The sequence below is a fragment of the Phenylobacterium sp. genome (assembly GCF_031984885.1).
Classification (GTDB): domain Bacteria; phylum Pseudomonadota; class Alphaproteobacteria; order Caulobacterales; family Caulobacteraceae; genus Phenylobacterium.
In genome coordinates, this window is the sequence record NZ_DAMABV010000002.1 from 406,015 (window position 1) to 419,647 (window position 13,633).

The 13,633-nt window shown below is 70.0% G+C and carries 16 protein-coding genes; 5 read left to right on the plus strand and 11 right to left on the minus strand.

Annotated elements, in window-relative coordinates; genetic code table 11:
• Positions 1–114: 114 nt before the first annotated feature.
• A complete protein-coding gene (locus tag RTL41_RS05395; protein ID WP_312162116.1) occupies positions 115–1,848 on the plus strand; it encodes a GMC family oxidoreductase in 1,734 nt (577 codons plus the stop codon).
• The gene (locus RTL41_RS05400) at positions 1,848–2,408 is read left to right on the plus strand and encodes a gluconate 2-dehydrogenase subunit 3 family protein (RefSeq protein ID WP_312162119.1); all 561 of its coding nucleotides are present in this window, start codon (positions 1,848–1,850) and stop codon (positions 2,406–2,408) included. Before RTL41_RS05395 ends, RTL41_RS05400 begins: the two co-directional genes overlap by 1 nt.
• 3 nt (positions 2,409–2,411) lie before the next feature.
• Here the strand turns inward: RTL41_RS05400 and psbQ are convergent, their stop codons facing one another.
• The 5 genes from psbQ to RTL41_RS05425 are packed head-to-tail and all read right to left on the minus strand — an operon-like array spanning position 2,412 to position 5,245.
• Positions 2,412–3,179, minus strand: coding sequence for a photosystem II protein PsbQ (gene psbQ / locus RTL41_RS05405; RefSeq protein WP_409418309.1), 768 nt, complete (start codon positions 3,177–3,179; stop codon positions 2,412–2,414).
• A gap of 35 nt (positions 3,180–3,214) precedes the next feature.
• A complete protein-coding gene (locus RTL41_RS05410) occupies positions 3,215–4,078 on the minus strand; it encodes a hypothetical protein (RefSeq protein ID WP_312162123.1) in 864 nt (287 codons plus the stop codon).
• A 36-nt stretch (positions 4,079–4,114) separates the two neighbouring features.
• Positions 4,115–4,714, minus strand: a complete 600-nt coding sequence (locus RTL41_RS05415; RefSeq protein WP_312162125.1) for a DUF4136 domain-containing protein — start codon at positions 4,712–4,714, stop codon at positions 4,115–4,117.
• A complete protein-coding gene (locus RTL41_RS05420) occupies positions 4,707–4,880 on the minus strand; it encodes a hypothetical protein (protein ID WP_312162126.1) in 174 nt (57 codons plus the stop codon). Before RTL41_RS05420 ends, RTL41_RS05415 begins: the two co-directional genes overlap by 8 nt.
• Positions 4,877–5,245, minus strand: a complete 369-nt coding sequence (locus RTL41_RS05425) for a DUF1622 domain-containing protein (RefSeq protein ID WP_312162127.1) — start codon at positions 5,243–5,245, stop codon at positions 4,877–4,879. The genes RTL41_RS05420 and RTL41_RS05425 overlap by 4 nt, the downstream gene beginning before the upstream one ends.
• A 246-nt stretch (positions 5,246–5,491) precedes the next feature.
• Here RTL41_RS05425 and RTL41_RS05430 point away from each other — a divergent pair, with 246 nt between their 5' ends.
• The 3 genes from RTL41_RS05430 to RTL41_RS05440 are packed head-to-tail and all read left to right on the plus strand — an operon-like array spanning position 5,492 to position 7,654.
• On the plus strand, positions 5,492–6,244 hold the full coding sequence (locus RTL41_RS05430) for a DUF2092 domain-containing protein (RefSeq protein WP_312162128.1): 753 nt from the start codon (positions 5,492–5,494) through the stop codon (positions 6,242–6,244).
• Positions 6,241–6,846 carry a hypothetical protein gene (locus RTL41_RS05435; RefSeq protein WP_312162129.1) on the plus strand — a complete coding sequence of 202 codons (606 nt, stop codon included), beginning with the start codon at positions 6,241–6,243 and terminating at the stop codon, positions 6,844–6,846. The genes RTL41_RS05430 and RTL41_RS05435 overlap by 4 nt, the downstream gene beginning before the upstream one ends.
• A gap of 28 nt (positions 6,847–6,874) precedes the next feature.
• Positions 6,875–7,654: a hypothetical protein gene (locus tag RTL41_RS05440; protein ID WP_312162130.1), complete on the plus strand. Its 780-nt coding sequence runs from the start codon at positions 6,875–6,877 to the stop codon at positions 7,652–7,654.
• Between the two features lie 147 nt (positions 7,655–7,801).
• On the opposite strand, the gene RTL41_RS05445 is transcribed toward RTL41_RS05440, so the two are convergent.
• From RTL41_RS05445 to RTL41_RS05470, 6 genes are all read right to left on the minus strand, one after another.
• The gene (locus RTL41_RS05445; protein WP_312162132.1) at positions 7,802–8,758 is read right to left on the minus strand and encodes a formylglycine-generating enzyme family protein; all 957 of its coding nucleotides are present in this window, start codon (positions 8,756–8,758) and stop codon (positions 7,802–7,804) included.
• A gap of 267 nt (positions 8,759–9,025) precedes the next feature.
• Entirely contained in the window at positions 9,026–10,117 is a 1,092-nt protein-coding gene (locus RTL41_RS05450) for a BamA/TamA family outer membrane protein (protein ID WP_312162134.1), read from the minus strand.
• 5 nt (positions 10,118–10,122) lie between these two features.
• Entirely contained in the window at positions 10,123–10,683 is a 561-nt protein-coding gene (locus tag RTL41_RS05455; RefSeq protein ID WP_312162136.1) for a hypothetical protein, read from the minus strand.
• 11 nt (positions 10,684–10,694) lie between these two features.
• Positions 10,695–11,480, minus strand: coding sequence for a DUF2092 domain-containing protein (locus RTL41_RS05460; protein ID WP_312162138.1), 786 nt, complete (start codon positions 11,478–11,480; stop codon positions 10,695–10,697).
• Entirely contained in the window at positions 11,477–12,796 is a 1,320-nt protein-coding gene (locus RTL41_RS05465; RefSeq protein WP_312162139.1) for a DUF1254 domain-containing protein, read from the minus strand. Before RTL41_RS05465 ends, RTL41_RS05460 begins: the two co-directional genes overlap by 4 nt.
• Positions 12,797–12,892: 96 nt before the next feature.
• On the minus strand, positions 12,893–13,600 hold the full coding sequence (locus RTL41_RS05470) for a response regulator transcription factor (protein WP_312162141.1): 708 nt from the start codon (positions 13,598–13,600) through the stop codon (positions 12,893–12,895).
• Positions 13,601–13,633: the final 33 nt, after the last annotated feature.

A 13,633-nucleotide genomic window follows, 5' to 3' on the forward strand; every position in this document is an offset into this window, starting at 1 on the left:
TCATGAAACCTGGGAGCCAGAAAAGGCGTCGTCGGCCACGAGGCGATTCATCGTTGGCGGGCGCGCGACAGGGCCAGGCGGATCGCGCCGCCGGGCGGATATCAGGGGGGACTGATGGCCAATCTGAACGGCCGTTCGCGCCAGGAAAACACCTATGACGCCATCGTCGTCGGCAGCGGGATCACCGGCGGCTGGGCCGCCAAGGAGCTGACGGAAAAGGGTCTGAAGACCCTGGTGCTGGAGCGCGGGCCGATGGTCCGCCACCTGGAGGACTATCCCACGGCGATGACCGACCCGTGGGACACCCAGTACCCGCAGGGCAAGCTGCCGGCCGAGCAACTGAAGGCGACCTATCCCGTCCAGTCGCGGACCGGCTACACGATCACCGAATACACCAAGCACTTCTTCGTCCGCGACGACGAGAACCCCTATACCGAGGAAGCGCGGTTCGACTGGATCCGCAGCTATCAGGTGGGCGGGCGCTCGCTGACCTGGGGGCGGCAGAGCTATCGCCACAGCCCGATGGACTTCGAGGCCAACGCCCGCGACGGCGTCGCGATCGACTGGCCGATCCGCTATGACGACCTGGCCCCCTGGTACGACTATGTGGAGCGCTTCATCGGCGTCTCCGGCGCGAAGGAGGGCCTGGCGCACCTGCCGGACGGCCAGTTCCAGCCGCCGATGGAGATGAACTGCGTCGAGACCGCCTTCAAGTCGCGGGTCGAGGGGCGGTTCGCCGAGCGGCGGATCACCATGGGGCGCACGGCGCACCTGACCGAGCCGACCGAGGAGCAACTGAGCCTGGGGCGCAGCAAGTGCCAGCACCGCAACATGTGCATGCGCGGCTGCCCGTTCGGCGGCTATTTCAGCTCGAACTCGGCGACGCTGGTGGCGGCCGAGCGCACCGGCAACCTGAACCTGCGGCCGAACTCGATCGTCACCTCGCTGATCTATGACGCCAAGGCCGGCAAGGCGAGCGGGGTGCGGATCCTCGATTCCGAGACCATGCAGGAAGAGGAGTTCTACGCCGAGGTGATCTTCCTCTGCGCCTCGGCCCTCAACTCGACCTGGATCCTGATGAACTCGACCAGTTCGCGGTTCGAGAACGGCTTCGGCAACGGCAGCGACCAGTTGGGCCGCAACGTGATGGACCACCACTTCCGGGTCGGGGCCAAGGCCGACGTCGAGGAGTTCGCCGACAAGTACTATTCGGGCCGGCGTCCCAACGGGATCTACGTGCCGCGCTTCCGCAACCTGGGCGACGCGGCCACGGCGCGGAAGGACTTCATCCGCGGCTACGGCTACCAGGGCGGCGCCTCGCGGCCCGGCTGGGACCGCGACCTGGCGGGCGAGGGTTTCGGCGCCGGCCGCAAGGCGGCGCTGAGCCAGCCGGGGCCGTGGATCATGTCGCTGGGCGCGTTCGGCGAGATGCTGCCCTATGCGGACAACCGGGTGACGCTGAACCACGCGGTCAAGGACAAGTACGGCCTGCCGACCCTGTCGGCGAACGTCACGATCCGCGAGAACGAAAAGGCCATGCGCAAGGACATGCAGGCCGCCGCGGTCGAGATGCTGGAGGCCGCCGGCTTCAAGAACGTGCAGGCCGCCGACCTCGGCTATGCGCCGGGCCTGGGCATCCATGAGATGGGCACGGCGCGGATGGGCCGTGATCCGAAGACCTCGGTGCTGAACGCGCACAACCAGGTCCACGAGTGCACGAACGTCTATGTCACCGACGGCGCGGCCATGACCTCGGCCTCGTGCGTGAACCCGTCGCTGACCTACATGGCGCTGACCGCCCGGGCCGTCGATCACGCGGTCAAGGCGAAGAAGAAGGGCGAGCTGTGATGCTGAACCGACGCGACGCATTCCGGGGCCTGGCCCTGACCATGGGCATGGTGTCGGTCGGCTTCGCAGGGCCAGCCGCCGCGGCCCTGCCGCCACTGAACTGGACGCCGGCCGCGCTGGACGCCGAGCAGGCCCGCGCGCTGGACGCCGCGGCCGAGCTGATCATCCCCAGGACCGACACGCCCGGCGCCCGCGAGGCCAAGGTTCCGCAGTTCGTGGACCGCGCGATCGCCACCTATTGCGAGCCGGCGCAGGCGCAACTGCTGAAGTCCGGGCTGACCCAGATGGACGCCGACGCGCGTGCGGCGCACGGCGTGGTGTTCGCGGCGCTCAAGCCCGCGCAGCAGGCCGAACTGCTGACCCGCTACGAGCAGGAGGCGATCGCCGCGCGCAAGGCGTGGAAGCCGCGCCACTTCTTCTCGGTGCTGAAGGAGTACGTGACCATCGGCTACTTCACGTCCGAGCCGGGCGCGACCCTGGCGCTGAACTACGACCCGGTGCCGGGCGAGTACCACGGCTGCATCCCGCTGGCGGACGTCGGGCGCGCCTGGGCGCTGTAGGCTCTAGCGCGCCGCCGTCGGGTTTTCGGGGATCGGGGACATGGCCTTCAGTTCGGCCATGGCCTCGACGCTGATCTTCGCCCACCGCTCGAACAACTGACTGAAGTCGGCGCGGTTGGTGACGCTGTTGCGCATGAAGGGCCCGGTGTCGCCGGCGGTGCGGGAGTCGACGGCTCGGCCGAGCAGGGCGCCGGTTTCGGAGTCGCGCACCTCGATCACGACGGTGGCCGATCCCGCCTCGTCGCTGAAGGTCCGCGAACGGCCGGCGGTGGGACGGTCCGGTGCGGTGACATAGAGGTTGGCCACGCCGGTGCGCACCCGCAGGACGTCGGGGCCGGGCTGGGTGACGACCTGATAGCCTGCGTTGGTGTAGGCCTTGTGGAAGATCTCCTCGAAGCCCGTGCTGACCATGTTGAGCATCTTCTGGGCGTCGTCCTTGTCGATCCGCTGGGAGAGATCCATGGCGTCGTTGTTGTAGTCACGAACCCAGTTCTTCCTGAATGCGACCTCGGTGGGGTCGAGCATGACCTTGGTGTAGACGCGGAAGTCGGAACCGGGCAGCACGTAGGCCGCGTCGAACCGCTTGGACTTCACATTGCTGAGGCCGTCCCAGGTGGCGGGCGGCGCGGCCGCGCCGGCCTGTGGGGCCACGCTCCCGAGCAGGCAGGCGGCGGCGAGCACGGTAAGGACGCGGCGGGTCATGGCTTTGGCTCCCTGACGATTGATCGGCGTCACAATGCGCTTGGCCGCGGGGCCCTGATATCGGGGCAAACCCCGAGAGCCGGGTCAGGCGCTCTGGCGAGGCCTCAACTGACGCGGGGCGCGGGGTGCGCGCGCTTGAACCAGGTCTTGTAGAGCGCGCCGACGACCATGCTGACCAGCATGTAGAGCAGCACGGCGGCGGTGATGCGCTTGTCGTTGAAGGCGGTGTTGGCGATCAGCATGGCGATGCCGGGATGGCGCACCGAGCTGGCGACGGCGAGCGTCGCGCGGTCGAGGTCGGCCGGGCCGCCCAGCAGGTGGCCGCCGACCAGGGTGGCCAGGGCGAGCACGGCCATGGCGATCACCGTGCCGTTGCCGATCAGGTCCTGGATCGCCGGCCAGATCGCCGCCAGGATCGGCACGAAGGCCAGCAGCACCAGCAGCATGCTGAGCTTGTAGACCCACGGCGCGGCGCGGTGGGCGATGTCGGGGGCCAGGCGCCCGATGATGACGCCCAGGCCGAGCGGGATCAGGACACCCGTACCGACAGTCGCGGCGATCAGGCGGACGGGCAGGGTGACGCCGTGACCGAACAGCCGCGCCGCCAGGTCGAAGACCAGCGGCACGGCGATGATGGTGAGCAGCGCCATGGCGACGTAGACGCCGTAGGCGTATTCCTTGCGCGCGCCGATGCCGAGTTCCTTGCCGGGCACCAGCGGCGGCACCGGCGCGATCGCCATCAGCATGATCCCGGCCTTCACCACCGGCTCCAGCGGCAGCAGCCAGATCAGGGCCGCGGCGGCCAGCGGCGGGATGATCTCGACGGCCAGGATCGCCTTGGCCAGCAGGCCGGGGCGCCGCAGTACGTAGATCAGGTCGCCGGGGCCGGATTTCAGGCCGACGGTGAGCACGAGGCCGGCCAGGCTCAGGGTGAGCAGCAGCGGCAGGATTTGCTTGAGGGCTTCCATATTCCAGCCGCCTCCGCGGTTCGCAGATCGAGGGGATCAGGGCAGGGACTTGACCATGTCGGTGACGATGGCGTTCACCCCGGCCTGGTCGGCGTCCTTCTCGTCGAGGCGCTTCTGGGAGGTGGCGCGCCAGGCGAGCTTGCCGCTGGCCCGGTCGATCATGTCCAGCATCACGGTGCCCTCGACATAGTCGATGTTGCGCACGTCGACGTCCATGGGCGCGCCGTACATGCCCCAGCCATAGCCGCCGATGCAGCCGCGGATGCCGCAGGCCACGGCCGGGCGCGGCCCGCCGAAGGTGTCGACCCGGGTCTCGGTCTTGTTCTGCAGGCCGATGTGGTACTGGACCAGCAGGTTGGCCGAGGACGCGTCGACCAGGCGATAGCCCTTGGCGGCCAGCGCGCCTTCGACCGCCGACTTGATCCGGCCCTGGATGATGTCGTTGTCGATCCGCGGATCGCCCGAGCCGGGCTGCGCGCCGGGGGCCCAGGCCCAGGTGGAGCCGGGCGCGACCTGGACGCTGTCGCCGGAGAGGACGGAAACCTTGCCGCCGGGGCTTTCGCAGGCGGCGAGCGCCAGGGAGGCGAGCGTCAGGCTCGCCGACAGGGCCAGAGACTTCAGGACGCCGCTAGGCATTGGAGCTTCCCCTTGTGTCGATCTGAAAATCCGAGGTCGCGACAGGCGCCTCACAGGTTGAAATTTCCAACCGCACGCCGAGGCCAGCAATCAGGTCAAACCCGCGGCTGCGCTTAAGGGGCGGCTGACGACGCGCCCTGGCGAGCTGCGGGCGGCGGGTGATCATGCCTGGGTCTTCTCGCGTGCGGGACGCAGGTCGTCGGAGAACGCTTCCAGGTCCCGTTCGAGGAAATAGTTCAAGGCGGTGCGGATCACGGCGATGGCGGCCAGTTGGCCGATGTCGTCCCAGGTGGGCGCGATGGCGGTGCGGGCGATGTCGGCGGCGAGGGCGAACTCCAGCGCCAGGACGATCCAGCGGGCGAACCGCCTCCACACCCGTCGCCGCGCGGCGTCGACGTTCTCGGGCCTGGTCATCAGGTAGCGGGCGGCCAGGACAATGGCCTCGGCCGCGCCGATGGCGATGCAGAGCACGCAGACCAGTTCAGTGGTCAGCGCGACATAGGTCGCAAATTCCTGCAGCAAGGCTTCCATGCCCCGACCCAAGCCCAGCCGTGGTGGCCACGCCATCGGGCAAACCCTGAGTTCCGCCCGGGGAAGCGCCTGGGAAGGCCGCCTGCGGCGGCCTTTCGCACCGGCGCGCCATGGAGCGGACGGTGGCCGCGTCGACGTCCAGGCGATGCCTGATGCGCCAAACCTGAGGGCGGTGTCAGGGTTGAACCCGATAGCCGCGTGATGGGACGGGTGGAACCGTCAGGCGTCACGATGAAGGGACGCCCGATGCTGCGATCAATCAACGGCATGGCGGCGGCGCCGCCGCTGGCCGGCGCCGTGCTGGCCCTGTGCCTGGGCTCGGGCGCGACGGCCCAGGCCAGGCCCGACCCGGCCGCCCTGCAGGCGGCCGAGCGGATGGGGACATATCTGCAGTCGCTGAAGACCTTCCAGGTGACCTCGGACGTCACCCTGGGCGCGATCGAGGAGGGCCAGCGGCGCGAGCTGAAGGCCAGCGCCAGCTACAAGGTCCGGCGGCCGGACGGCTTCGTCATCGAGACCACGGGCGAGAGGAAGGCCCGCAAGTTCATCTATGACGGCAAGTCCTTCACCGTGTTCGCCCCGAAGGTCGGCTATTACGCCTCGGTCTCGGCCCCGCCGACGATCCGGCAGACCGTCGACGTCATCTACGACACCTACGGCGTCGCGCTGCCGCTGGCCGACCTGTTCTACTGGGGCGAGGGGGCCTCGCCCACCGGCGCGGTGACGGCGGCCAGCAAGGTCGGCCAGGAGAACGTCGGCGGCACGCCGACCGACCACTACAGCTATCGCAGCGCCGATCTGGCCTGGGACCTGTGGATCCAGCGCGGGGCGCAGCCGCTGCCGCGGAAGATCACCATCACCACCCTGGACGACCCCGCCAGGCCGACCTATTCGGCGACGCTGAGCTGGGACCTCAGCCCGACCTTCGCCCCCGACACCTTCGCCTTCAACCCCGCCAAGGACGCCAAGCCGATCGCGCTGGCGAAGGTGAACCCATGAGCGGCTTCCCGATCGGCCGGTGCCTGCTCGCCGGAGCGGCCCTGGCGCTTGTCGCAAGTCCTGCGGACAGCCGGCCGCGGCTGGGCGGCCCAGGACCCGCCGGCGGCTTCAGCCACATGGGCGCGGCCAGCAGCATCCATGCCCCGGGCGGCGGCGCCTTCGCCGGCGGCGGGCTCAGCCGGCCGGGCGCGGGCGGCGGCGGCGAGCAATGGCATGCGGGCGGCGGCGGCGCGATCAGCCGGCCTGGCCAGGGCGGCGGGGGAGAGCAGTGGCATCCTGGGCCCGATCCTGGTCCCCGCCCTGGCCCCGGCCCGCGTCCGCCACCCCCGCCTCCGCCGCCGGCCTGGGGGCCGTGGTGGGGATGGGACGATGATCCGTTCTGGAACTATCCGGTGGCCACGGCCGCGGCGGTCGGGGTCGCAGCCGGGACGGCGGCGGCGGTGACGTCCGCGGCGCTGGGCAGCACGGCCTACACCCTGCCGGCCAACTGCGTGACGGTGTTCAGCGGCGACCTCACCTACTTCCAGTGCGGGTCGGTCTGGTACCAGCCCCAGTACCTGGGCAGCGGCGTGACCTACGTCGTCGTGGCGCCGCCTCCATAGGGCGCTGAACTTTCAGGAGCAGTCGATCATGAAGTTCATCGCGTTGCTGGGCGCCCTCGCCATGGCCGCCCCCAGCCTGGCCCTGGCCCAGGAGTCCGACGTCGAGCTGGCCAAGAAGCTGGCCAATCCGGTCTCGGACCTGGTCAGCCTGCCGTTCCAGTTCAACTATGACTGTTGCTATGGCCCGTCCGACGGAGAGCGGGTGACGCTGAACGTCCAGCCCGTGGTGCCGCTGCACCTCAACGACGACTGGAACCTGATTATCCGGACGATCGTGCCGTTCATCTCGCAGGGCGAGACGGCGCCAGGCGGCGGAAACCAGTTGGGGTTCGGCGACACGACCCAGACCTTCTTCTTCTCGCCGAAGACCCAGGGGGTGACGGTCGGTTTCGGGCCGGCGTTCTACTATCCGACCGGAACCGACGGCTTCAGCAGCGACAAGTGGGCGGCGGGGCCCAGCGCGCTGGTGCTGAAGCAGGAAGGGCACATGACCTATGGCATACTGGCCACCCAACTGTGGTCGTTCGCGGGGAACGAGCGGGCCGACGAGGTCAACCTGACCATGCTGCAGCCGTTCTTCAACTACACTTTCCCGAGCACCACCGGCGTCGTGGTGAACCTGGAAAGCTCCTACGACTGGGAGCACGAGCAGTGGACCATTCCGCTGAACGTCGGCGTGACCCACATGTACAAGCTGGGCGACCAGCGGATCCAGGCCGGGATCTTCGGCCGCTACTACCTGGACAAGCCCGACGGCGGGGCCGACTGGGGCCTGCGGTTCCTGGTGACGTTCCTGATCCCGTCCTAGAGGCCGGCCCCCCTATGGTTCGTCATGGCCGGGCCGCCAGGTCAGCGCGTGTGGATCCCCGGCCCGCCTGCGCGGCCGGGGATGACGATCGCAGGACGTGGGAGCAAGGCGACGGCGCCATCGCCCTGGGAGGAAGAAGGCCCCCCGTCAGGGCCGCACGACGACCCGGAAGCCGACGTGGCTGGTCGAGGTGTCGACCGGCTGGGCGTGGCGCGCGGCCGGCCGGTAGCGGCGGCAGTAGGACGGGGCGCAGAGGTGGGAGCCGCCCTTGAGCACCTTGCGCGGGATGCGGATCTCCGGCTGGTTCGGATCGTAGCTGGCGACCATGGCGGCCTGCGAGCGGCTGGCCGCGCAGCAGCCCTTCACCGGCTCGGTCGAGGCGGTCGACCACCAGTCGGACGTCCATTCCCAGGTGTTGCCGATCATGTCGAGGAGGCCATAGCCGTTCGGCGGGTAGGAGCCGACCGGCGCGGTGCGCGGCCAGCCGGTCCTGTCCAGGTTCTCGAACGGGAAGCGGCCCTGCCAGGTCTTGGCCATCGGGCGCCCGCCGGGTTCGAAGGCGTCGCCCCAGGCGTATTCCTTGCCCTCCAGCCCGCCGCGGGCGGCGAACTCCCACTCGGCCTCGGTGGACAGGTCGGCGCCGGCCCAGACGGCGTAGGCCTCGACGTCGGCCCAGGAGACGTGGACCACCGGATGGTCGAGGAGCTGCTCGATCGAGCTGCCCGGCCCATAGGGATGACGCCAGTCGGCCCCGGCGGTGTAGCGCCACCAGGCGCGGATGTCGTGCAGCGGCGCCGCGCCGGCGGTCGGGAAGAACACCAGCGACGAGGGGGCAAGCATGGCCGGATCGGCGCCCGGATAGTCGGCGGGGTCGGCCGGCTGCTCGGCGGTGGTCACCCAGCCGGTCGCCGCGACGAAGGCGGCGAAGTCGCGGTTGGTCACCGGGCGCTCGTCGATCCAGAAGCCTTCGACCTCGACCTGGCGGGTCGGCGCCTCCTCGGCGTAGTGGACGTCCGAGCCCATGCGGAAACTTCCGCCCGGTATCCAGACCATTCCGGGCCTGGGGGCCGTGCGCGGGCGAAGCTTGCGCTGCATGTGGGGCATCGGGCCGATCCTCCTGTCGTGCGATCTCAACACCCGGCGCGGGCGGCTGGCGATCCGGCGAAACCCTGAGGGCGGCGGGCAATCAGGTAGGCCCCGCGCCTTGAGAGAACGCGGGGCCCTGTCCAGGAGGTCGGGCATGAGACCCGACTGACGGAGCGTCCCCGGGGGGAGGGGAAGGAGCGTTCCGACAGGCGCATCACAGCACCGGCGGGCGGGCGGGGTGATCAGGTCGGCGCCTCATGTGCGGTGTGATTAACCCCGAGAACTTCAGAACGCTTCGCCGATGTAGAAGTAGAAGGCCTGGCTGTCCTCGCCGAAGGCGAAGTCCACGCTGGCGTTGACGGCGTGGGCCTTGGAGGCCTTGAAGCGCAGGCCGACGCCGGCGGCCGGCAGCAGCTTGCCGAGCTTGTCGAACGACGGGGCGACGCCGCCGACCCCGGCGAAGGCCACCGCGCCGAACCGCCAGAAGAGGTCGCGGCGGTACTCGACCTGCACCGAGGCGAGGGTGTGGTCGCGGTAGCGGCCGGGATCGTAGCCGCGCAGGTCGTTGTTCTGGCCGAACATGCAGAGGTCGTAGAACGGCGCGCCGTCGCCGGTGTCGCAGAGCGCCAGCCGCGCGGCGACCACCGACTTGTCGGAGAGCGCGTGATAGGTGTTCGCGGCCAGTTCGAAGCGGCCGTAGTCGAAGTCGCTGCCCAGCGCCTCGGCGGCGACCAGCCACTGGGCGGTTGCGTAGGAGCCCTTGCGCGGGCCGAACTGGCTGTCGCGGCTGTCGTACTCGGCGACCAGGCCGAGGGCGGACGAGGCGCTGTCGAGTTCGAGCTCGGGCAATTGCAGGTCGGGAAACGGGATCTCCGACAGGTCCAGCGTCGTCTTGACGGCGATGCCGCGGTAGCGGACCCCGACATAGGTGTGGGGGTGGACGCGGAACAACGCCTCGGCCAGCAGGCCGCCCCCCTTCTGGTCGATGGGGATGGCCCGGTTGCGCGCGCCGGCCCCCGCGCCGACGCCGTAGAAATCGAGGTGGAAGTCGCCGCCGCCGCCGCCGAGCGTCAGGCGCACGGCGTCCTTGCGGAGGTTGGCCTGCTGGCCGAGGCCGACGGCCCAGCTATGGGTGTCGCTGTACATGCCGCCGACGGCGGTGACCCAGGGCGGCGAGGCCTGGTCGTGCGTGTAGAGGCCGAGGGCGGCGACCGCCAGGCCGTTGCCGATCGCCGGATTGGAGACCGGGATCGGCATGGCGACGAAGCTGAACGGCTTGGCCGGCTTGTCGGCCGGCGCTTCGGCGGCCGGGGCGACCTCCTGCGCGAGCGCCGGGGAGGCCAGCGCCAGGCAGAACGCCAGGACTGTGACACGCATGAACCCTAGCCTGGACGATCGACGACCACATAGACCACGGTGTCGCCCTCATACCGGGGCGCATAGTAGACGCCGCCGCACGAGTAGTAGGTGTAGCCGGAATAGGGGTAGGGCGCGCAGGCCGGCGGCAGCGAGTAGTAGCGCGAGCCGAGCGCCGCCGAGGTCACGGCGGCGGCGGTTCCGAAGGCCACGCCCGCGGCGACGGGATGATAGTCGCGGTCGTTCCAGCCCCAGCCGTTGTCGTGGTCGACGTTCACGTTGACGTTGTTGCCGACATTGATGTTGCCGGTGTTCACGCGGTTGCCGCTGCGGTTGACGTTCCCGGAGCGGTTCACGTTGCCGGCGGCCGCGCGGTTGGATACTGCGGCGCGGTTGGCGCCGGCGGCCGGGCGCTGGGCCGGGGCGCGGGCCGCGGCGGGGCGAGAACCCTGGACGCTGGTCCGGGCCGAACCGCGCACCTGATGGCCGCCGGCGCCGCCGCCGCCGGGACGGGCCTCGGCGAGGACGGGGAACAGCGCTGCAGCCAGCACCGCGGCGGCGAGCGAGGTTTTGCCGAACTTCGACATGGCGGATCTCCCTATTGGTTCATCGCGGTGAGACGGATCGGCAGGGCGCCGGCCGGCGCCTTGAAGGCGAAGGTCTGGGCGTCGAAGGCCGGCTTGAAGTTCCAGGTCAGGGTGGTGACGAACTGCGGGGAGCTCGGATCGGTGCGGTCGGTGATGACCACCTTGCGGGGCGCCGGCGAGGGGCCCGTGGCGATCCAGATCTGCCAGTCGACGTCGGCCTCGCGGAAGGCGTAGTGGTCGGTCGGCGTGCCGCCGATCGTGGCCGGGCCGACATAGAGCGCCTCCTTGACGTCGTCGACGCGGCCGCCGTCCGGCTCGCTCCAGCGGAAGAGGTCGGTGAGCGGCAGTTCGATGCCGTAGCGGTCCTGGGCCACGGCCAGGGTCTCGCGGATGGTGGGGGGCGCATCGACCTGGGCGTAGTACGCGGTGCGCGGCGAGGAGACGGTGAGCTGCTTGCCGTCATAGGTGAAGCGCCGGTCCTTGTAATCGCCGACCCGCTCGATCACGAAGCCGTTCGGCCGGCGCACCTTGTAGGTCGAGCGCTCGCCGAACTGCAGGCGCTGTCCGTCGTCCAGGACCACGTCGATGGCGCCGTCGGAGACCAGTTCGAAGGCGGTCTGCGTGCCGAGGAAGGCGCTCATGCGCTTGAGGGCCTCGATCGCCTCGGGATCGATGGGGTTGTCGGCCGCGGCGGCGGCGGGCGTGCTGGGCGCCGCGCCGCTCGTCTGCTGGGCCAGGGCGGGCGTGGCGAGCAGCGCGCCGGCGACCACGGCTGAGAGCCAGGGAACTTGTCTCATGAGGGGGACTCCCGGTTTTCACGTTGGGGGGAAGATGTTCGGCGCACGCCGCCGATCCGTTCGGGAGCGGGCGGTCGCCAACTCCCTTCGAGCGCGGAGGCCCGCGGCCAGTAGAGCTTGAGGCGCAGCCGCAGCCGTCCTGGGGGCGCGGGGAGCCAGTTGGCCTGCGTCTCGGCCGGCTGGGGCTGATGCTCGATGTGCAAGGTGAGCGAGCCGTCGGCGTCGACGATCAGGTCGTTGCGGCTATCGAGGACGTGGCGGGCCGCGCGCAGGGCCCCGCTGGGCGCGCGGCTGGCCAGGCTCAGGGTCCAGAAGCCGTCGACCGGAGGGGCCTCGCCGGGCGGGAAGCGCAGGATGTAGGGCTCGGACCCGATCAGCGGGCGCCCGTCGCTGTCGCAGTCGCAGATCCAGTGCTGGATGTCCTCGGCCGCGGCGGCGCCGAGGGCGGCCAGGATCGTCGCGGCCGGCGCGTCGGGCGGGCCGGGACCGGCCGGGAGGCGGCGCCAGACCGTGGCCTCCGGCAGGGCCTGGGCGTGGATCACGCGGGCGAAGCCGTCGGCGATCCCCAGGGTCAGGGCGTCGCGCAGGGCGGCTTCCTCGGGGAGGTGGAACGCCTTTCCGGGGGTCATGCCGATGCCGGCCAGGGCGGCGATCTCGCGCCCGTCCTCGGCGGGGTAGCGCGCCAGCAGGCGCGCCAGGTGATGGAACAGCCGGTGCGGGCTGAGCGAGGTCAGGGCGTCGAGGGCCGGCTGCAGCGGCGGGTCGACCCGCCCGTGGAGCTTGCGGAGCTTGGGGCCGTCGCCGTCCGCCGGGCCGATGGCGATGTTGGCCAGCAGGCCGCGCGTGGCCTCGAGGTCCTGAGGCGAGCGGGCCGCGATGCGGATGACCGCCCAGATGAGCTCGGTGTGGGCGCGCCGGGCGACCGCGCCCTTGGGCGCCTCGCCGCGCCAGGCCGGGCCCGCGAGCATGAGCTGGACGCCGCCCTTGTGGGTGCGCGGGTCGACGCGGCCGATGCGGTCGCCCCAGGCGTCGAACAGCGAGATCGCCCAGTAGCGTCCGTCGAGGTTGGGCAGGGACAGCAGGACCGGGCCGCCGCTGAGATCGACCCAGGCGCTGGCGCGGACGATCAGTTCGTCGTCGTCGGCCAGGCCGGGCGCGATGACGCTGCAATCCTCGGGCAGGATCAGGACCTGGTTCATGCCGACGGGATGCGTGCGGCGCACGGCGTCGACGAGCAGCAGCGGGAATCCCAGAACGACCCCGTCGGCGGCGGTCCGCCGGACGTCGAATGGATTGGTCTCTAAGTGCGACGCCATGGGCCAGGACGCCTCCTTGTCGGGAGGAAGCGTTCCAGCGCGGGCAATCCGCCGCTATCGGGTCAAACCCGACCTCCGGCCCCGCCTTTATGGGACTTAGGGCTGGATAAGGTTGTGTTTGATCCCGAAGCGGACGAATTCGGCGGCGGTGCGCACGCCTGCCTTGCGCATGGCCGCGGCGCGGTGGCTCTCGACGGTCTTCACGCTGATCAGCAGGCGGCGGGCGATCTGCTTGTTGGAGTTGCCCTCGGCGATGAGCTGGGCGACCTCCAGCTCGCGCATGGTGAAGCTCTCCAGCCGGGAGCGCTTGCGCTCGCTGACCGCCGCCTCCAGCAGCAGTTCGGATACGGACGACGAGAAGTAGGGACGGTTGGCGCCCAGGGCGGAGATGGCCGCCTCCAGATGCTGTTCGCTCTCGCTCTTGAGGAGGTATCCGCGGGCGCCGGCGGCCAGGCCGCCGCTGACCGTCTCGTCGTCGTCGTGCATGGTGAAGAGCAGGACGTTGGTCTGCGGGGAGTCCTGCCGTAGTCGCCGCGTTACGGCCAAGCCGTTCATCAGCGGCAGCGAGACATCGATCACGGCGACATCCGGCTGTTCAACAACCGCAAGCTCTACTGCAGATTGGCCGTCCGAAGCTTCACCGCAAACCTCCCACCCTGGGTGGCTTTCGACAATGTCCCTGATACCTCGTCTGACGATCTCATGATCGTCAGCGATAAGAATCCTTAGCATTGAACACCCCAGGTAAGAGTCGCTAGGGAATACACCTAATGGATTAGTTCGTGCATCAGTAAGATCACCCATATACCTCTGAGCCGGGGCATGTATTTTGGAGGG

Coding starts and splice junctions, on each gene's coding strand:
- RTL41_RS05410 (WP_312162123.1), bottom strand. CDS start 4,078: ATGGAAGCCCTCAAGCAAATCCTGCCGCTGCTGCTCACCCTGAGCCTG.
- RTL41_RS05425 (WP_312162127.1), bottom strand. CDS start 5,245: ATGGAAGCCTTGCTGCAGGAATTTGCGACCTATGTCGCGCTGACCACT.
- RTL41_RS05395 (WP_312162116.1), top strand. CDS start 115: ATGGCCAATCTGAACGGCCGTTCGCGCCAGGAAAACACCTATGACGCC.
- RTL41_RS05420 (WP_312162126.1), bottom strand. CDS start 4,880: ATGATCACCCGCCGCCCGCAGCTCGCCAGGGCGCGTCGTCAGCCGCCC.
- RTL41_RS05435 (WP_312162129.1), top strand. CDS start 6,241: ATGAGCGGCTTCCCGATCGGCCGGTGCCTGCTCGCCGGAGCGGCCCTG.
- RTL41_RS05415 (WP_312162125.1), bottom strand. CDS start 4,714: ATGCCTAGCGGCGTCCTGAAGTCTCTGGCCCTGTCGGCGAGCCTGACG.
- RTL41_RS05430 (WP_312162128.1), top strand. CDS start 5,492: ATGCTGCGATCAATCAACGGCATGGCGGCGGCGCCGCCGCTGGCCGGC.
- RTL41_RS05400 (WP_312162119.1), top strand. CDS start 1,848: ATGCTGAACCGACGCGACGCATTCCGGGGCCTGGCCCTGACCATGGGC.
- RTL41_RS05465 (WP_312162139.1), bottom strand. CDS start 12,796: ATGGCGTCGCACTTAGAGACCAATCCATTCGACGTCCGGCGGACCGCC.
- RTL41_RS05470 (WP_312162141.1), bottom strand. CDS start 13,600: ATGGGTGATCTTACTGATGCACGAACTAATCCATTAGGTGTATTCCCT.
- RTL41_RS05455 (WP_312162136.1), bottom strand. CDS start 10,683: ATGTCGAAGTTCGGCAAAACCTCGCTCGCCGCCGCGGTGCTGGCTGCA.
- RTL41_RS05440 (WP_312162130.1), top strand. CDS start 6,875: ATGAAGTTCATCGCGTTGCTGGGCGCCCTCGCCATGGCCGCCCCCAGC.
- RTL41_RS05450 (WP_312162134.1), bottom strand. CDS start 10,117: ATGCGTGTCACAGTCCTGGCGTTCTGCCTGGCGCTGGCCTCCCCGGCG.
- RTL41_RS05460 (WP_312162138.1), bottom strand. CDS start 11,480: ATGAGACAAGTTCCCTGGCTCTCAGCCGTGGTCGCCGGCGCGCTGCTC.
- RTL41_RS05445 (WP_312162132.1), bottom strand. CDS start 8,758: ATGCCCCACATGCAGCGCAAGCTTCGCCCGCGCACGGCCCCCAGGCCC.